We start from the raw sequence: 17,996 nt of genomic DNA, 5'->3' as shown, positions 1-17,996 counted from the left end.
ATAAATTTCTATCCTGCTAATAAAGAAAAAAGTAACAGTATCAAGCAGGCAAGGCAAAGGGCAGGGATATAGTGAAGAACCCACGAGCTGAATTGATCCCCACCTCTTTTTTCACTGCTGTAAAATGGATTTTTGCTGTCCAGTATGAACCTCTGTGGTGTTCTGGAAAGAAACAACCCGTCAGTGACATACTTGATGAGTAGTGCAAACAACAGCAATAAACCTGTGGATACAAAACCAGCAGCTGTAAATAAACGAATTTCTCCTATATCCATACAAATCCCTCCATTTCTTTGATATTCTATCAAAAGTATACCATGCTGTAAGAAGGTGTGAAAGGTTGAAAAAGAAAAGAACTCCTAAGTTTCAGCTGTTGCTGGGACTTAGGAGTAATAAATAGATACTTAGTATTCGATTTTAAGGAAAGTTGCTATACGTAGTCTTGAACAGTTGTTTTACTCTTAACTGCTTGAGAGAAATCGGTAAAAATACGTTGTGTGATATCAATTCCCTTTGCACGAGAGATATACCAGCAGAATACTTGGAATGGCAGGATTGCCAAATAAGGTGTTTTGAACTCATCCTTGTAGTTGCCAAGCGCCAGCACGTGTCCATCGTTGGACTCTTCTAATCGAAGTGAGATAGTAAAGACATGTTCCGTATGTCGTTGCTCGTAAGCTTTTAGCAGCTCTGCTTTTTCAATGATTTCGGGTTTTGCAGGTGTATCAATGAAAAATAGACGATGATTGGGATTGATTTCCAGATAAGGACCATGCATAAAAGCTTCAAGCTCTACTCCCTGAGAAGGGACGCGAATCGTCTCTGAAAATTTTGTTTCCATTTCTTGAGCAGTTCCCATTGCAGGACCATAAGCAATAGAGGTAAAACGAAAAGCCTCTTTAAAATCCTGATGATGCTTGTCAAAAAAGGCTGTTGATTTTGTAATTGTCTCATTGAACCGCTGAGTCATCGCAAGAAATTCTGCTAATTCAGTTTGTTCCTTTTCAACAGATATCAATCCTTTTTTCACACCTACTCTAAGCCCTAGAAGCATCAATGCAAGTACTGTTGCAGAGAAACCAAGAGTGACATAGCCAACTCGTTCACGACCGGAAAGAATATCCAATGTACTTGTTGTTTCTTTGGTGATTTCGCTGTCAGGAATACTTGTAACAGCCATTGTATGAACGGTATGATGTGCAGTGATTTTGTTGATCGCTTCAATCGTTGAGGTGCTTTGACCGCTTTGTGAAATGCCTAATACAACTTGAAGTTTAGGATCGATCTTTTCGTAGTGGGTGAAATTATATGGCTCTTCGATCGATAATTTGATATCAGCTGTTTTTTCAATATAGTATTTGGCACTTTGAGCAGCGTTGATACTTGATCCTGTTCCAAGAACCAACCAGTTGTCTGCATCGATAGCGAGACCAGTCAACGCCTGATCGATATTTTTAGGGTACTTGCCAATGATTTCAGTCAGTGTATCTTGCTCCTCCATAATGTAGGAAAGCATTGTTGGTTTTGTCATGATTTAAAAGCTCCTTTTGTTTTTCGAGGAAACGGCTCAGCTGGTTGTGTTCAGTTTCTCTGTTTTTGCTTCCTGTTACCGTGTTCCTAGTGCAGTTGAGAACATGCGTTACATTTTTTCTTTACTTAAAATAGTTGATTAGAAAATTCGCGATACCATCTTCTGTGTTAGTATCTGTGATAAATTTTGCTTGCTGTTTCAGCTCGTCAACGGCATTTCCCATCGCAACGCTAACACCAGAGGCTTGCAGCATTTCCATGTCATTCATACCATCACCGAAGCTGATGATTTGCTCTTTCGGTATTGCCAGCTCTTTTTGGATTTCCTGTATAGCTGTTGCTTTATTAACGCCTTTAGGAATCAGTTCAATGTTATTAGGATGTGAAGAGGACAGCGAGAGCAAGTTCTTTTCTGCCAGCTCTGCTTTGACTGTTCCTAATTCATCCTGTCGATCCTCCGCAATGATGATTCCATTGACGATTCGAGTACTCATAGAGAGTAACTTATCTATTGAATCAATGAATAGGAAATCTTCTTCTCCATTATTACTGACCCGTGATTGATCGCCCTTTTGCAAATAATCAGGTAATGCTTCTGTATAGAAAACTGTATGCTCACCGAAAAAGAACATCGGTAAATTTTTATAAGAAACAGTTTCATAAATTGCTGCTAAAGCATCCCGAGATAACTGCTTTTTATGCAACGTATCATTAACTGAATAAATACTGCCATTCGATGCAACGACTTTTGTGTCTGTATTGAGTTTTTGAGCCATTTCAAAAGCAGAGGAGTATTTTCTGCCGGTAGCGACATAAAATTGATGCCCCTCTTGTTGAAGCTCTGTGATTACTGAGCGGGTTTTGTCAGAGATTTTCTGATCCCTATCTACTAATGTACCGTCTATGTCCATAAAAATAAGATGTTTGTCCATGTTCTATGTTCTCCTTTGAATACCGCAAGACTCACGAATGATCAGGTCCGGAGAATGCAGATCTATTGCACCCAGAGGTTCTTCGTTGATCAATTTCAGCAGTCTTTTCACGGCTAGTTGACCTAATATTTGATTGTGCTGATTGATTGTTGTGATTCGAGGAATTTGATATTCGCCGTCTGGAAAGGCGTCACAGCTGGCAATAGCAATATCCTCAGGACAAGACAATTGCTTGTCTTTAAGTGCACGAAAGGCACCGATTGCGACACGGTCATTGATAGCCAAAACCGCATCCGGCAGCGTTTCCTGTTCCTGGATGATTTTCGTCATACTTTGATAGCCGTCTTCTGTATAGAAATCGCTCAAATAGAGAAGAGAAGCATCAAATGTACTGTATAAAGATAATGCTTTTTCAAATGCCTGCACTCTTTGCGTTGTGATTTTTACACCGGACTCGCCGCCAATGAAGCCGATTCGTCGATAACCAAGTGCCAGCAAATGCTGCATTGCTAAAAAGACACCCTTCTCTAAATCACGTTCCAGAAATGAGCAGGTGCAATCCTTCTGAGCTTGACCAATGATCAAGACCGGAATCTGCTTATTCAACTGATTCAATGCCTTTAGATAGTCAGGATTAGGATCATCTCGATCGATTTCACCACCAAGAATGAGCACACCATCAACTTTTTTCTCAAGGATCGTGTTGAAGGTATCCTTCTCAATGAAGCTGCCATCAGGCTTCTTTTTGTGCCCAGCGGTCATTGTATTGAAGAGAAGAAGAGAGTAATGCTGATCTTGACTAGCTAATTCGATCTCAGATACAAGAGAAGTGAAGTACGGGTTAGTGATATCTGAAACGACAACGGCTAATGTTTTGGTCTGATTAGAAACCATTCCTCGAGCCAACATGCTCGGTTGAAAGCTTTCTTCCTCTATGATTGCTTGAACCTTTGCTCGCTTCACAGGAGAAACAGATGGATGATTATTTAAAACGCGGGAAACAGTGGATACCGAGACACCGCTTTTTTTGGCGATTTCTTTGATTGTAATATTTTTTTTCATGCAAAAGACCTCCTCAACTTCTAGTTTATGTTAGGTTTGAAAAAAAAGCAATAATTTTTGGTAACGTTTCTAAAATTATAAAAATAGTATTGACAGACTATTGATTAAGGTTGTATGATGATCGTGAAAGCGAAAACATAATAATTATATTTGGTAACGTTATCAAATGGTCGAGGTGATTGAAATGACACAGACAGTTTTAGCCGTTGATTTAGGCGGTACAAAAATATTAGTAGGTGAGGTTACTAGAGAAGGAACGATTTTATCCAGTCGAAGGTATCCATCTAATGTGAATGACATGCGAACAGCAGCTGAAAAGATAAAGGAGGCAATCAGGGATTATCTGTCACAGCAAGTAATCAAGGGAAAGCTTATTGGAATTGGTGTATGTGTGGTGGGAAGGGTAGAAACAACAACTGGTAAATGGTTCGAGATTCGTCCCGGTTTATCAGAACCGATGAATCTTGCTGAAGAGCTGACAACTGAATTTCAGCTTCCATGCTGGTTGACTAATGATGTTTCAGGAGCTGCTCTGGCTGAACAAATGCTGGGTAAGGGCAGAGAAACAGATAACTTTGTCTATATAAATATCGGCACAGGAATCGCCGGCAGAGTGGTTACTGATGGTCAACTGATCATCGGCGGCAACTGTAATGCCGGAGAAGTCGGTCATATGGTTGTTGATATGAATAGCGAAGATCGTTGTCTCTGCGGAAGAGTCGGCTGTGTGGAGCTATTTGCTTCCGGTTTGGGTATGCATAATCAAGCAGTTAAATTTGCAGTTGATTATCCGGACACATGCTTAGATATAAACAGTTTAGAGCGAGTGTCATTTTACGAGCTCATACAGGCATATGACGAAAACGATCAATTAGCAAAGAAAGTAGTGAACCAGGCACTGAAGGCTGCAGCAGCTTTGACAATGAACCTTGTACGTGTCAGTGATCCGGAAGCTGTTGTCTTTGGCGGTGGCGTTATGAACAATGGGTGGTTTTTAGAGCATTTGGTAACGTTTCTAAATGAAAAAACGATTCGTTTTGTTACGAAAGGAATTTCAGTAACTGAACTGGACCCTAATGTTGTTGCTCTTAAAGGAACGGCGGCTTTGGTATTTATAAAACAGAAAGGAGATAGAAAGCATGCTTGACTTTGAAAAACAGCTAAAAGCATCCGGCTATATTCATCGACCATTGCCGCTGGATCATACACACTCATATGAAAAACAGCAGCTGGATAAAGAAGAAATCATTCAGCGGCGTTCAATCGTATCAGGCGGTATGATATGGCAGCATCAGGGAAGAGGCAAGCTGAAGACTAACGGGACTGCGGTGACACTGATCAGTGATACACGCTATGACTCTTGGCCGGAAGGCGCTTCGGATGATGGTGATTACGTAAACTTTGGAGAAGTCGGTGCGCATCTTGCAATCAATCGAGAGGACTGGACAAATTTTACCCAAATCAAACTATCCGTTACGGCCGAATGCACGAATGTTATTAATCCCAACATTGTGATCACGTTGGAAAATGATGGCGCAATTAAAATTCCTGATATCTATAACAGAGAAGGAACCCATGTGATCAATTTAGAAGGGCAGGAGAAGCACGTATATGTCCTTGATATCAGCAACCTCCCAAGAGAAGAAGTGACAGGCATCCGCATCTTTTCAGGTGCAAATGGTTCTTACATGAATTTAGCTGGGCAGTTGAGCTATACAATCAGTGATCTCTATTTAGAGGAAAACAGACAAAATACTTCTGCTAAAGGCTGGCAGGCACCAAACAGAGAAATCGTCTATTCTCATATCGGGTATTATCCTGATTTCAGAAAAACAGCTATTATCAATCCCGAGGATTTTTCTGAGAATATCTTTGAAGTAAGAAGAGCTGACGATGAACAGCTTGTATTGGAAAAAGCGATTAGTAGGAGTGAAACTGTCAACGGCTCTTTCGGTGTACTTGATTTCTCTGAGCTAACAGAAGTCGGTGCCTATATTCTTCAAATAGGGGATACAAGAACACAATCATTTATGATCAATAATTTTTCAGAGCTGAGCATATCTTCAACTTGGAAATCATTGAATTTCATTTTTTGCGAACGATGCGGTTGTCCGGTTCACGGCATTCATGGGACTTGCCATGAGGATTTGACAGTGGAGTATAAAGGTACATTGGTCAATTTCAGCGGCGGCTGGCATGATGCGGGTGATCTTTCACAACAATTGATCCAGACAGCAGAAGTCACAGCAAGTTTGTTTGAGGCAGCAGAAGCAGCGAGGGGAAATGACTTACTTTCTATCCGTCTGTTGGAGGAAGGAGAATGGGGTATTAACTTTATTCTCAAGACTCGATTAGACGCTGGCGACCGGATCACTAGTGCGGGGATCACACGTTGGACAGATAACCGAATTGGCAACATGGATGATGCGGTTCCTCGTATTCATAATAGTCCGTATGACAATTTTCTGATTACCGGTTTATTGGCAAAGATCATCAAAGCATTACCGAAAGATCATCCGTTGAAAGCTAAGCTTTTACAAGTAGTAAGAGAAGACTATAATTACGCGATGGCTGGGTTTGAAAAAACTGGTTTCAAGCATGAACCCATTTTCTGGGAGCATACCTACAGCACATCGAAAAGTACTTTTTTAGCAACAATCGCTTGGACTTCTGCCTTGATGTATCAGCTTTTTTCAGAAGATAATTACCAGAAAGAAGCCCTTCAGCGTTTTGAACAGCTACTGCTGTGTCAGGAAAAAGAAGGATTAGTATTAGCTGATGGACGATTGCTAAAAGGAATGTTCTATCGAGATGAAACATGTAAAGTGTTCCAGCATTTTAACCATCAAGCCAGAGAGCATCTTTATGCCCAAGCTTTTGAAGAAATGATGACAGCCTTTCCTGCTCATGAAAAACATGAGGCATGGCTCCAAGCTGCAAGAGCGTATGGAGAATACCTTGATTATTTGGATACATTTACTGCGCCGTATCCAATGTTTGCCAGCGGCATTTATCAAAAGGATGAATGGCAAGATAAGGACAGTTTTTATAAACAGCATTTGTTAGTAAGTGATGAAGCAGAAGAGAGCTATCAAAAGCAGTTGGAGCAAGGGATCGAGGTTGGTAATGGACTATACATCAAACGATTTCCAGTCTGGTTTTCTTTTAGAGGGAATAATGCGATTCTGCTTTCTATGGGAAAATCAGCAGCAGTTATAGGACGGCTGACAAACAACCAAGCGTTGCTTGATATGGGGCACCAACAGCTTCAATGGATGGTTGGCAAAAATCCATTCGGGCAGTCGATGGTTTATGGTGAAGGTCATAATTATCCGCAGCAATACTCTGTTTCTTCCGGTGAAATCACTGGAGAAATGCCAGTAGGAATGCAGACCTTTGGAGAAGAAGATCAACCGTATTGGCCGCAGTTCAACAATGCAACGTATAAAGAAGTTTGGGTTGGTGTCGCTGGGAAATGGCTCTCACTGACAGCAGAATTGCTGAAGTATGAAGAGGGGAAGCGAGCAAAATAAATCTTTAAATTGATAAAAAAATGGAAGCAATACACTGGAGAACCACCTGTAATAAAACCACATCGGCGCTGTCGAGGTAGTTGCCGTGTGGTATGTGATAGATCATATAAAATCGAAAAGGAGCTCAAACCATGATGAAGGACAATAGTTTCAACAAAGAGGCGTTAGGGGAAAAAATTGCCTTATACGCCAACAAGGTAGCAACGAACAGATTTATCGGAGCGATTCGTGATGCCTTTGCAAGTACGATCCCAATTACAATCACTGCCGCTTTTTTCCTGCTGGTCAATAATGTTTTGTTGACAGAGAACACAGGACTTTTAAGAGGGATTCCGGGAAGAGACATTATTTCAGAGATTTGTGTTCAGGCTTATAATGGTACTCTTGGTATTTTAGGAATTATGGTAACGTTTCTAATTGGTGTTCGACTGGCTCGTTCGTATAATTCGGATGGCGCTTTAGAAGGAATCGTGGCATTAGCGAGCTATGTTGCTTTAGTTCCAAATGTTATTAATATCACTGGTTTTGACGGGACTGAAATTCAAACGTCGGGTGCTTTAACGCAGACTTATACAAGCGCTTCCGCAATGCTTTTAGGTATTTTAGCTGCATTGATCAGTGTTCCTTTGGTTGTTAAGTTGTCGTCTAATGAACGTCTAAAAATAAAAATGCCTGAAAGTGTACCTCCGGCAATTGCGAAATCATTCAATAGTTTGATTCCGGCTTTTATTGCAATTAGTGTTTTTGCTATTGGAGAAGTGGTCCTTCGTACGGTTACAGGGCTGACGATTCCGGAAATTGTTGTTAATATTTTACAGGCACCATTAGTTGGCGGTTTCCAAACATTACCAGGGATTTTGCTCTATGTATTTCTTTCAACTTTTGTCTTTATCTTTGGTATTCATGGGGCATTTGTATTTGGGGCAGTTTCAGGCCCAATCTTACTAACCTCATTACAGCAGAACGTAGAGGCAATCAATGCCGGATCAGAAGCTCCAAATATTGTGACACAGCCGTTTTTGGATGCGTATGTTTACATGGGCGGCGGCGGAACGATGATTTGTCTAGTTATTGCTGTACTGATGTTTTCTAAAAGAGAAGATCAACGAATGATTGCTAAGCTTGGTGGTGTGTCCAGCCTGTTCAATATCAGTGAGCCAATGATGTTTGGTTTACCAATCGTGTTCAATCCAGTCTATGCAATTCCATTTTGTATCGTGCCGATGGTTTCAACCTTATTAGCGTATATCGCAACAAGCTTAAGTCTTGTGAATCCAACGTACATCTTGATTCCTTGGGTCACTCCACCAGTGCTTTCCGGTTACTTGGCAACAGCAGGTGACTTCAGAGCATCCATTCTGCAAATTGTGATCATTGTTGTCGGTACATTGATTTATATGCCGTTTGTTATCTTCTCTAATCGAATGGAAGTAGAAGGATAAAATTAACCTCATAAAAATATCTGTCAATCATTGATACTGCAAAATAAGCAGAAGGTCGACAGATGAACAAAAGCCCATGGTCATTGACTTTTGGGCTTTTGTTCATGTAAAATGAATCTGAAAAGTACAAGAAAACAGAAGGTCGACAGAAATGCTCGCTAAAACCCTTGCTGCATAAGGGCTAGATCAACGAGGGGTCTTAATCTAAACAGAGTGTAATGTGAATTCAGCAAAATCATCATCTGAAACTGTCATCACACCGGTCTTAATCTAAACAGAGTGTAATGTGAATAAGGGATACCAGGCATTTTTCATTCTTGAAAAAGCAGTCTTAATCTAAACAAAGTGTAATATGAATACTATATTTTCGAATAAATCAAAACTTTTATTTACTTGAAACTTCGAATGATTAACCAAAGCAGCTGTTACGGCTGCTTTTTTGTTTTACTCTAAAAAATGAATATTCTGTTGTACCACATATTGGAATAATAGTTGATTTAGAATCAATCGATCTATATGAAGTTAGTCATCAGCAAGACTGTCAGATAAGGATAGGATAAGAAAATGTTGAACTTAGTGCAGAACCTCTAATAATCGGAAACTCTTTCCAGCTCAAAGAATTGTGTTACAGATATCAAAAGCCCAATCATTTGAAAATAGCCATATTCTGACTGAGAAGGGGCAACGAGCTTCAGCAGTAAAAAATTCAGTCAACAGATTATTTTTCTTATTTCGAATATTTTTAAATCATTTTAGAGTGTAAATATTATTTACTCTAAGGTAATATGGGTAGTGTATAAAGAAAGGATGGATAAAATGAAAGTGAAAAAAATTGTTTTTGGTGGTTCTGCTGCTGCAGTGTTGATTGGTGTAGGATTTGGATTTTCTAACACAATAGCAAGCGAAGAGTATGTGTCAATCCCAAACCAGGATGTAAAGACTGAGATTCTCACTATTTTAGAAGAAAATGAGTCAGTTGATGAGAATGCGCTTTCGAATTTGAGAAATTTCCACTATATTTCTAAAGGAGCATTGCAGAATGCAGAGGAGTTTAATAGCTTAAGTATTCAGTCAAAGAACAATGAAAATCCTGAAAATAGCAGTTTGGAAGGCTTACAAGGAATGTTTGTCGAGGACTTAGCTATTACTATGCCGATTATTGATATTACGCCGCTTGCTCAAGTGAGGGGAGTAAAGAGTCTGAGTCTTGAGAGCACTTATTTCGATTTAGGCTATACACATGGAATCAGAGATTTGAATGCCCTTGAAAGTTGGACGGAGCTTGAATCATTTTATTACCAGAACATGACAGGAATGGGAGAAGTTGAAGGGAAAACCCCGTTACTTGATATCTCGGCATTGAGCAATATAACAACTTTACGTAATATTTGCATTGAGACGGCTGGTACGTTAGATCCGATTTATTTATCTGTAGAAGACAATAATTATGAAACGACACTGCCAGTTACTTTATCCAATCAATTTAACGGCGTGGAAAGCTGGAATGTTAATTCTGAGAGTCCTTTTTATATGGAGCCAGAATATGAAGGTGACCACCAACAGAAAATGTCAGACAAGTTAAGATGGGAAAGTATTGAAGAGGGTACTGAGTATTTAGATATCTGGGTTCAGATTCAACCAAGAGGTCAGTATTATATTGCCGATATTAAGATCCCGATCATCTGGGAATAGACCGAAGATTTAAGCAGCTGAAAGGCTGCTTTTTTTCTTTTTCCAAAGAAACAATTTTTTACACCTGTTATTCTGATTCTATTTCCGCTAAAATATGATTGAGGTAAAGGAGGAATAAAATGAAAAAAGTGATGAAACAGCTTATAAATATTTTAGTGATGGCAATAATCGGTGGTTTCTTTGGGTATTATCTGGGTATGGGAATCGGAAGAGGAGAAATAAGTGGGACGGTGATTATTCTAACAGTTCTTTCTTTTCCTGTCTGGTTTGTTGTTCAGATTATTATTCATGAAGCCGGTCATGCGCTCTTTGGCTTATTGACAGGTTATAGGATGGTTAGTTTTCGAATATTTTCTTTTATGTGGGTCTGGCAGAAAGATGGGAAAATCGTTTTTCGTCGTCACAAGATACCAGGAACATTAGGCCAGTGCTTGATGTCGCCGCCACCTTATAATGAAGGGAAATTCCCATTTCGATTGTATCTAATGGGCGGTGTGTTGGCAAATCTGATTTTCAGCTTGATTATCGGAATTCTGTTTACGTCAGGTTCTCTACCAGCAACTGCGTTTGTCATTATTGGTTTGTTTTTTGCTTTGACAAACGGTATTCCATCGGGGTTCAATGACGGTGCGACAATTCGAATGGCTTCATCAAGTAAGGAACAGGCATATCTGTTTTATTTACAGGTTGAAGCAAATTATCTGTTTAATTTAGGCAAGACATATGTGGACTTGCCGGAAAGCTATTTTGATCTTGTTCCTGAGATTCCAAAGAGAACTTATTTTAATGACTATCAGGCATTTCTACAATTGGGACTCTTATTTGAACAAAAAAATCTAGTTGAATATGAAGAACGTTTAGAGGAGCTTTGGGATAGACAGGACGAGATGATTCCTCTGTATCAGATTGAGTTGAAGAAGACAATGCTGACATGGCTTTGTACAAACGAACCGGAGGATGAATGGATTCCTCAGCTATGGAACGACAAGACAGTGAAAACAAGCCTGAAGCAGCCGCGTATGGGAAATAGAATAACAGAAGCAGCTTATTATGGTTTTGTTGAAGGCAATCAAGAAAAAGCTGTAGCACTTCTGACAGATGGAAAAGCATTATATGACAAGGCGCCTAACCTTGCTGCTGCAAAATTAAGTCTTGATGAAATTGAATGGCTGGAACAGTTATTGAAGGAATCGTTTCAGGATGAATATTTGGAAGTAGAAGAAGTAACAGAATAGATATTACCAAAACAGCTGTGGTTGTCTCAATTAAGGAGACAACCACAGCTGTTTCTCTATTTTTCCAATGGGGATTCATTTGCATTATAATAGATTGGCTCTTTTGCTTCAGCAGGGTGTTCTTGCAGCCAGTGAAGGATAGCCGTTCCTAAATGACTCGCCATTTTTGAAGCTGCTTGAATCTGTTCTTGAGTAATGTGATCGACATGGATACCCGATGTGATAACACAGTTTCCTCTAAGTGCTGGCTGAATAATTTTCAAAACGATTTCTGCAAGTACATCATCTTTATGCTTTCTCCCGGAATGGCTTGGAAAGCGAAATGAGCTTGCTGGATCATTTTCAGAGAATACAGTTACTGTACCGATATGTGGTGTATCGCCGCCGGTCAACAGGATCAAAATATCTGAGCCGATTCTTTTAAGCTCTGCTTTCATCTCGTAGCCTACCATTTCTACAGAAAAGGACTGCTCTTTTATTGACATGTATTACCCTCCCAACGACTTTGGAAATCGTTACGAATATTTAAGGCGTCCAACAGCTTCATCGTTTGATGATCGACAAGATCCTGAATAGTCTGTGGTTGATTATAAAAAGCTGGAATTGGCGGTATGATTTGTACCCCCATTTTCGCCAGCTTGGTCATATTTTCCAAATGAATGATGTTCAAAGGTGTTTCCCTTGGCACAATAACTAATTTTCTCTGTTCTTTCAATGTCACATCTGCAGCTCGACCAATCAGATTATCGCTAAAACCACAGGCAATGCCGGCAATCGTCTTCATACTTGCAGGCACAATGATCATGCCGTCCGTTAGGAAAGAGCCGCTTGCGATTTTAGCTCCGAGATCCTTAGCACTATAGTAAAAATCCATTAGTTTAACCAATTCTTCAAGCGTCGTATCTGTTTCCAATTTAAGATTTTCTTTTGCCCATGGACTCAATACTCCGTGAACTTCAATCATTGGATATTCCTGTAATTTTTTTATTAGATTCACAGCGTAAATACTGCCGGAAGCCCCAGTTATTCCTACAACGATTCTTTTTTTCTCGCTCATTTTCTCAGCTCATTTCTATTGATGTGGATCAATCTTCTAAATATTTTTGCCAGTTCTCGACGTCCTTGAATGCTGCTCGTTCAAATTGGCTCTTAAGATCAAAGGGCACTGTGCCGTCCAAAACCAGTTTAGAGGACATTCCCTTGAAACGAATCCTTCCTGGTGAATATTCTGGTGTTTCGGAAGGGTCAAGGGGATGATTGCGCATACCTTCCAATACCATGATATCTTGATTTGCCTGAAATCGTGTATTGACCGTCCACATCACATCATTCATATCAAAAATATCCACATCTTCGTCAACTAGAATGACCGTTTTCAGTTCTTTGAATGCGGAAAAAGCGAGAAGGGCTGCTTGGCGTTGGATTCCTTCGTCTGCCGAACCTTCTTTATGAATTTGCATGATTGTCATCAATTTTCCTCCACCAGCCGGAGGATTGTAGACATTTAGAACCTTTCCGGGAATGGCTTTGTCAACAAGGTTCAGAATACTTGCTTCTGTAGGGATACCTGCCATTGAAACATGCTCTTCGCTTGGGCCTAGAGTTGTCTGCATAATTGGTCGATCTTTCCGATGAGTCACAGCTTTGACCTTTATTACATGAAGAGCCGGATTCGCATCACCATTATAGCCGGGGAATTCAGGCATCGCATGTCCCGTATTTGTGTTGATGTCCTCTCTAATTCGTTCATGTGGTAGAATCTCGCCTTCTAGGATAAATTCAGAGCGGGCAATACCTACCTCATCGACTGTAATACTGTCAACTAGTTGTACAGGCTCATTCCTCAGCGAGCCAGCAGCCCAGAGCTCGTTATAGCCTAGAGGAGTGGTGGGAGGCTCAAAGGTAGCTCCAATAGAGATTGCCGGATCTAAACCAATATTGATCGTGATAGGCATTGGCTCGTTTAATTTCTCATATTCTTCTTGAAAATGCCCAATATGTCTACCACCGGGCATAATGTAAATGCCGATAGTATCTTCATCTTCCAGAACCATGCGATGGATTGTTACATCACTAATGCTCTTGTCTGGACTTGAACCATAGACTAAGCCCATCGTGATATAAGGACCAGCATCATATTCTGTATTAGTAGGTGCAGCCACAAGTTTGCGAATATCGAAATCAGGATCAGTTGATAGATGAACGACTTCCTGAGCGGGTGCTTCGTCTCGTGAGATTTTCACTGGCTTGACGGGATGATTCACAGCGTCCTTTAATAGATGTCCCAGTGTCCGATAGTCATGACCAAGTATTTTTCCAACCCGTTTTCTGCTGGCCATGATCCCTGTCAGTATACGAGTTTCAGGAAATCCTTTGATTGTATTGAACATCATGGTTGGACCTTCCTGTGTCGGGCGTTTGATTGTTCCACCGGCACCAATATAGCGGTATACGCCGGATAATTCTGCATGAGGATCAATTTCAAGGTTTGTCTCATGATATTGCCCTGGCATTTCCTTTAACTCTTTTAGCACTTTTCTTAGATCGTAAGGTTCATTTGTCATTTGCTTATCTCCTTATCTATGCTTTCAGCTGAATAAAGCCATCGCTGCTTGTGTACTTTAATTATTAGTTTACTTGCAGGAGAGGGAAGGAACAATTCTGATTTACGGCTCTTTATATTCCAAAGTGGAATGTTTGAGAAATGAAAAAGCTCCTGAAATGATTCAGGAGCTAAGGTTGGTTTTTTGTTGAAGAAATGTCCAAAATTGTTCAAGGCCGGAATTACTTGTTTTCTTCTTTTTAATTAGATAGAGATTACAGCTGACGTTCTCCTTTAAAGGAACTGCAACAATATTTCCTTCATCGAAATAATCAACTGTTTCAGCCATCATAAGTGAAATCCCCATCTTATTTGCAACAAGGTTCATGATCATGCTATTTCGATGCCCGGCATAGCCGATCGTTGGATCAAATCCTGCTGTTTTACACATTGATCGAACTACATCATAAAGCTGTGTACTTTCTCCCAATTGAAAAAACGTTTCTTGTCTTAGATCGATAAGTGAGATCGATTCCTTTTTAGCTAAAGGGTGGTCATTAGGGAGCACTGCAACAAAACGGTCGTTACCCGTGAGAACCTGTTCATAGTCTTTTGAACACTCAGTTGAGTTGTCGAAGCTTCGTAGGAAAATAATGTCACAACGATCATTTTTCAAACTGTTGATTAGATCGACACTCTCCTCTTCTTTAACCTTAAATGGGATATCCGGATGATTTTTATGAAATTCTCCAACCAGCTTGAGTATCTGATAGCTGGACATTGTTGGAATACCATGCAAAGTAACCTGATGCTGGGCTTCTTTAAAAGGACGTAGACTCTGCTTTAGTTCATAGAAATTATCAACCATTTTTTTTGCATAAGGCAATAGAGCTGTTCCGGCTTCTGTCAGTTGAGTTACTCGCTGTGTTCGTGTGAATAGCTGTACCTCCAAATCCTTTTCCAAAGAAATGATCTGTTTAGAGATATTTCCTTGAGTCGTATAGAGTCTTTCAGCTGTTTCAGTATAATTTAAGGTTTCAGCTAAGACTACAAAAGCTTCAAATTTCTGAATATTCATTTTGCTAAAAGCCTCCCTTCTTTTTATAACTATACCATAGAATATTTTAAGAAATACATCGGTTTGCGGCAGAAAATTCCTTTCTATTTTGTCTAACCTTATCGGTGCGCATATCGAGAGAGTATCTATGGATTCGAGAAATAATTGAGGATAAATCCTAATCAGCATATATTGAGTTGATAAAAAAATATATTGGAAAATGCGTATTTATACTTTAGCAGCATAGTCCTGTTGGAAAAAAGAAATGAAAATATAGAAATTGAGGTTATTTAAAGCGTCTTTTTTGTAAACGTTGTACAGATAAAATGGTTGATAATTGTTGAATTTATGGGATTGATAGAACGATATAAATTATTTTTGAGTTATTTTGTAAAAAAAGTATTTTTAACATAGATTTTTATGTTAAAATGAATAAGTATTTAGCATGAGAGTGCTGACAATTTAGAGTTCAAATACATTTTAGGAGTGAAGAGATGAAGAAAAAGATTTATGGGATGTTGGTAGTATTATGTTGTCCGGTTATTTTGAATGCTCAGCATGTGTTTGCAGAAGAGTTGCCAACTGAAGGCACAGATGCAAGTGCTGTAGTAGAAGAAATTATGGCAGAAGCGTTGATGACAGTACCGGAGGCAGCAGTAGAAGTTTTTACTGAACCTGTAGTAGAAGAATCAACTGAAGTAATAGAAGATTCTACATCTGTTGACAGCTCTACCGACGAAACAGAAGAAAGTAGTACAGAAATAACAGAAGAAACAAATGAGAGTGCAACAGAAGAGTCTGTAGAAGATTCTATTGAATTGTCGGAAGAGTCAGTGGAAGTTCCAGTAGAAGATACTATTGTACAAGAAGAAGCAGAAGCTGATACATTGTCAGTAGAAGAAGTTGAGCCTGCAGCTGCCAGAGCTGCTACTGTTTCAACAACTATAAAATTGACTGTGAATGGTACAGTGATTCACAGTGAGGTTTTTTCTGGGGCAGAAGGAGATTATTATTCATATCTCTTGCGTGACTTTAGTGAGTATAAGGTTCATTCAATTTCTGATGATAGATTTGGAGCGAGACAGACTGGTGATTTTGCCACTTTGTACATTCCACTTGTTTCAGACGCACCTGAAGTAATTGTAGAACTGGTATCAAATACTACGGTAGGGGTATTTTTCAATTTGGCTACTACAACTGGTCGAATGTTAACTTCTGAATATGGCGAACACCCTGTACAAGTTATCTACCAAGAAAATGGTGAAAGAACATACAGCTATACACCACCAGCGGTTGAGTACTATGAATATATAGGACCTGAAGTAATAACCGGAGAGTTTGATGATTCAGGGATGATCACAGTTGAATTGGCCTATTATGCAAGATCAACTTATAGTATGACTGTAGAATATGTGGATGAATTTGGAAAGCATATAGATACAGAGGTATTCCATGATGCAATATGGGGATACGACTACCTCTTTACACCAAAAACATTTCCTGGAAGAACATTGATCAGCGTTGATGGGCAATCAATAAACGAATTACGCCTACCATATAGAATCGTTATGTTCCCTAGAGAAAATATGACAATGACAGTTGTTTACAGTGCTATTCCGGAAACTATTCCTGAAAATCCTATTACTCCAGAAGATGTGTTGGATTCTCAAGGAACTGATTCTGTTTTGGAGCAAGTGGGTAGTGAAAACTTAGTTCCGCTGAAAACAATTCAACCAATTGAAAACAAAAAGATCATCCTTCCTGAAACAGGAGAAGAAATGAATTCTGTAGCAGTGATGGTTGGTACCGCGTTGTTCTTACAAGCTGGCTACATGATGCTGAAGAAGAAAAGAGACGAATCAGAGTTATAAGAATCGAACGATGATTTATTCATAATAATCACTATGTGTGTTTCAATGAGGACATAAAAGGTCTTCTCAATTTTACTGACAAAATCTGGTATCCTATCTGATTTTGTCGGTTTTTGTATATGTTGTTGAGATGTGCTTAAAGAAAAATGGTTGGAATAAAAGGTCATGATACAGGAAACTGTTATCATTTGTTAGAGCAAGAATTGATTTTTGCTATCAAAAAGGGGTAAAGAAACATGAATATTGCGTTGTATGATGGTAACAATGACGACTTAAAGAAATTGGAAGAATGTCTGAGAACGCAGGTTGGGTATGAACATGACATAGAGACCTTCAATAGAGGAACAGAGCTTTTAGATACAATCAGTAGAAACCAGAAGGAATTTGATATTCATTTTCTTTCAATTGAAACTAATAAGCTTAGTGGACTAAAAATAGCTGAAGAAATCAGAAAAGTTGATTTGACTGCACTGATTATTTTTTTATCAGATGATGCTGAGCAGATGAGCAATGTGTTTGAATTCCATGCATTTGACTACTTGATCAAACCAGTGACTGTTGAAATAATGGAATCAACTTTTCAGCGGGCGAAAAAATATCTCAATGGAAATCAATCATACATTGAGTTTTCCTTTAAAAAAGAAAAGTTTCTACTACCAATGGATGAAATCGTCTATGTGACTAAATCCGGAAGAATTGCCTTCATTCACACGAAGAATGAAGTTTACAAAAGCTATTTGACTATGTTTGAAATATTAAATAAGTTGAACGATGAACGTTTTATCCGTGTTCATGGCAGCTATGTCATCAATTTGGATTATGTTGCAAGGATAGTCAAGGATGAAGTATTTTTATGTGCGCCAGGGCAACGGGGATCGGCAAATGAAACGTCGATTTCTATTAGTAGAAGATTTAAGGATGATTTTCAACTAAGCGTTGAGCACCTTAAAATAGGAGAAGGTAGATAATGAAAGATAGTTGATATGACTATATCTATCTAATCTTTAAATAGTATATCTTTCTTTATTATTAATATAATTATGTTTACATTTAAATTCTTTAGGAATTATATTGTTTTGATAAGAAGTGTTATTTTTTAC

At 39.2% G+C, this 17,996-nt stretch carries 15 protein-coding genes; 7 read left to right on the top strand and 8 right to left on the bottom strand.

What is annotated here, in order from left to right:
- Positions 1–8: 8 nt before the first annotated feature.
- From I6N96_RS01915 to I6N96_RS01900, 4 genes are all read right to left on the bottom strand, one after another.
- Entirely contained in the window at positions 9–275 is a 267-nt protein-coding gene (locus tag I6N96_RS01915; protein ID WP_209555807.1) for a hypothetical protein, read from the bottom strand.
- 155 nt (positions 276–430) lie between these two features.
- Positions 431–1,531, bottom strand: coding sequence for an SIS domain-containing protein (locus I6N96_RS01910; protein WP_209555806.1), 1,101 nt, complete (start codon positions 1,529–1,531; stop codon positions 431–433).
- A gap of 121 nt (positions 1,532–1,652) precedes the next feature.
- Positions 1,653–2,462, bottom strand: coding sequence for an HAD family hydrolase (locus I6N96_RS01905; protein ID WP_209555805.1), 810 nt, complete (start codon positions 2,460–2,462; stop codon positions 1,653–1,655).
- Between the two features lie 3 nt (positions 2,463–2,465).
- Positions 2,466–3,524: a LacI family DNA-binding transcriptional regulator gene (locus I6N96_RS01900; RefSeq protein ID WP_209555804.1), complete on the bottom strand. Its 1,059-nt coding sequence runs from the start codon at positions 3,522–3,524 to the stop codon at positions 2,466–2,468.
- A 184-nt stretch (positions 3,525–3,708) separates the two neighbouring features.
- Here I6N96_RS01900 and I6N96_RS01895 point away from each other — a divergent pair, with 184 nt between their 5' ends.
- The 5 genes from I6N96_RS01895 to I6N96_RS01875 all read left to right on the top strand — a co-directional run bounded on the left by I6N96_RS01895 (position 3,709) and on the right by I6N96_RS01875 (position 11,426).
- Positions 3,709–4,671 carry an ROK family protein gene (locus I6N96_RS01895; RefSeq protein ID WP_209555803.1) on the top strand — a complete coding sequence of 321 codons (963 nt, stop codon included), beginning with the start codon at positions 3,709–3,711 and terminating at the stop codon, positions 4,669–4,671.
- The gene (locus tag I6N96_RS01890; protein WP_209555802.1) at positions 4,664–7,057 is read left to right on the top strand and encodes a glycoside hydrolase family 9 protein; all 2,394 of its coding nucleotides are present in this window, start codon (positions 4,664–4,666) and stop codon (positions 7,055–7,057) included. Before I6N96_RS01895 ends, I6N96_RS01890 begins: the two co-directional genes overlap by 8 nt.
- Positions 7,058–7,188: 131 nt before the next feature.
- Complete coding sequence (locus I6N96_RS01885) at positions 7,189–8,499, top strand: PTS sugar transporter subunit IIC (RefSeq protein WP_209555801.1); 1,311 nt, start codon at positions 7,189–7,191, stop codon at positions 8,497–8,499.
- A gap of 816 nt (positions 8,500–9,315) precedes the next feature.
- The gene (locus I6N96_RS01880) at positions 9,316–10,191 is read left to right on the top strand and encodes a hypothetical protein (protein ID WP_209555800.1); all 876 of its coding nucleotides are present in this window, start codon (positions 9,316–9,318) and stop codon (positions 10,189–10,191) included.
- Positions 10,192–10,310: 119 nt separating this feature from the next.
- Positions 10,311–11,426 (top strand): M50 family metallopeptidase, encoded by a 1,116-nt coding sequence (locus I6N96_RS01875; RefSeq protein WP_209555799.1) that lies wholly within the window; start codon positions 10,311–10,313, stop codon positions 11,424–11,426.
- A gap of 56 nt (positions 11,427–11,482) precedes the next feature.
- On the opposite strand, the gene lpdD is transcribed toward I6N96_RS01875, so the two are convergent.
- From lpdD to I6N96_RS01855, 4 genes are all read right to left on the bottom strand, one after another.
- Positions 11,483–11,911: a prenylated flavin chaperone LpdD gene (lpdD, locus tag I6N96_RS01870; protein ID WP_209555798.1), complete on the bottom strand. Its 429-nt coding sequence runs from the start codon at positions 11,909–11,911 to the stop codon at positions 11,483–11,485.
- On the bottom strand, positions 11,902–12,483 hold the full coding sequence (locus I6N96_RS01865) for a UbiX family flavin prenyltransferase (protein WP_209555797.1): 582 nt from the start codon (positions 12,481–12,483) through the stop codon (positions 11,902–11,904). Before I6N96_RS01865 ends, lpdD begins: the two co-directional genes overlap by 10 nt.
- A 28-nt stretch (positions 12,484–12,511) precedes the next feature.
- Positions 12,512–13,990, bottom strand: coding sequence for a UbiD family decarboxylase (locus tag I6N96_RS01860; protein ID WP_209555796.1), 1,479 nt, complete (start codon positions 13,988–13,990; stop codon positions 12,512–12,514).
- A gap of 162 nt (positions 13,991–14,152) precedes the next feature.
- Entirely contained in the window at positions 14,153–15,046 is an 894-nt protein-coding gene (locus tag I6N96_RS01855) for a LysR family transcriptional regulator (RefSeq protein ID WP_209555795.1), read from the bottom strand.
- 473 nt (positions 15,047–15,519) lie between these two features.
- Here I6N96_RS01855 and I6N96_RS01850 point away from each other — a divergent pair, with 473 nt between their 5' ends.
- Together I6N96_RS01850 and I6N96_RS01845 are read left to right on the top strand one after the other, a co-directional pair.
- The gene (locus I6N96_RS01850; RefSeq protein WP_209555794.1) at positions 15,520–16,896 is read left to right on the top strand and encodes an LPXTG cell wall anchor domain-containing protein; all 1,377 of its coding nucleotides are present in this window, start codon (positions 15,520–15,522) and stop codon (positions 16,894–16,896) included.
- 236 nt (positions 16,897–17,132) lie between these two features.
- Positions 17,133–17,864, top strand: coding sequence for a LytR/AlgR family response regulator transcription factor (locus I6N96_RS01845; protein ID WP_209555793.1), 732 nt, complete (start codon positions 17,133–17,135; stop codon positions 17,862–17,864).
- Positions 17,865–17,996: the final 132 nt, after the last annotated feature.

Source organism: Enterococcus larvae (assembly GCF_017830045.1).
Classification (GTDB): Bacteria; Bacillota; Bacilli; order Lactobacillales; family Enterococcaceae; genus Enterococcus_L; species Enterococcus_L larvae.
This window is presented reverse-complemented; position numbering and strand designations above follow the sequence as displayed.

What these genes read in the sequence shown, in the direction of transcription:
- I6N96_RS01915 (WP_209555807.1), bottom strand. Translation starts at nt 275, where the DNA reads ATGGATATAGGAGAAATTCGTTTATTTACAGCTGCTGGTTTTGTATCC.
- I6N96_RS01910 (WP_209555806.1), bottom strand. Translation starts at nt 1,531, where the DNA reads ATGACAAAACCAACAATGCTTTCCTACATTATGGAGGAGCAAGATACA.
- I6N96_RS01905 (WP_209555805.1), bottom strand. Translation starts at nt 2,462, where the DNA reads ATGGACAAACATCTTATTTTTATGGACATAGACGGTACATTAGTAGAT.
- I6N96_RS01900 (WP_209555804.1), bottom strand. Translation starts at nt 3,524, where the DNA reads ATGAAAAAAAATATTACAATCAAAGAAATCGCCAAAAAAAGCGGTGTC.
- I6N96_RS01895 (WP_209555803.1), top strand. Translation starts at nt 3,709, where the DNA reads ATGACACAGACAGTTTTAGCCGTTGATTTAGGCGGTACAAAAATATTA.
- I6N96_RS01890 (WP_209555802.1), top strand. Translation starts at nt 4,664, where the DNA reads ATGCTTGACTTTGAAAAACAGCTAAAAGCATCCGGCTATATTCATCGA.
- I6N96_RS01885 (WP_209555801.1), top strand. Translation starts at nt 7,189, where the DNA reads ATGATGAAGGACAATAGTTTCAACAAAGAGGCGTTAGGGGAAAAAATT.
- I6N96_RS01880 (WP_209555800.1), top strand. Translation starts at nt 9,316, where the DNA reads ATGAAAGTGAAAAAAATTGTTTTTGGTGGTTCTGCTGCTGCAGTGTTG.
- I6N96_RS01875 (WP_209555799.1), top strand. Translation starts at nt 10,311, where the DNA reads ATGAAAAAAGTGATGAAACAGCTTATAAATATTTTAGTGATGGCAATA.
- lpdD (WP_209555798.1), bottom strand. Translation starts at nt 11,911, where the DNA reads ATGTCAATAAAAGAGCAGTCCTTTTCTGTAGAAATGGTAGGCTACGAG.
- I6N96_RS01865 (WP_209555797.1), bottom strand. Translation starts at nt 12,483, where the DNA reads ATGAGCGAGAAAAAAAGAATCGTTGTAGGAATAACTGGGGCTTCCGGC.
- I6N96_RS01860 (WP_209555796.1), bottom strand. Translation starts at nt 13,990, where the DNA reads ATGACAAATGAACCTTACGATCTAAGAAAAGTGCTAAAAGAGTTAAAG.
- I6N96_RS01855 (WP_209555795.1), bottom strand. Translation starts at nt 15,046, where the DNA reads ATGAATATTCAGAAATTTGAAGCTTTTGTAGTCTTAGCTGAAACCTTA.
- I6N96_RS01850 (WP_209555794.1), top strand. Translation starts at nt 15,520, where the DNA reads ATGAAGAAAAAGATTTATGGGATGTTGGTAGTATTATGTTGTCCGGTT.
- I6N96_RS01845 (WP_209555793.1), top strand. Translation starts at nt 17,133, where the DNA reads ATGAATATTGCGTTGTATGATGGTAACAATGACGACTTAAAGAAATTG.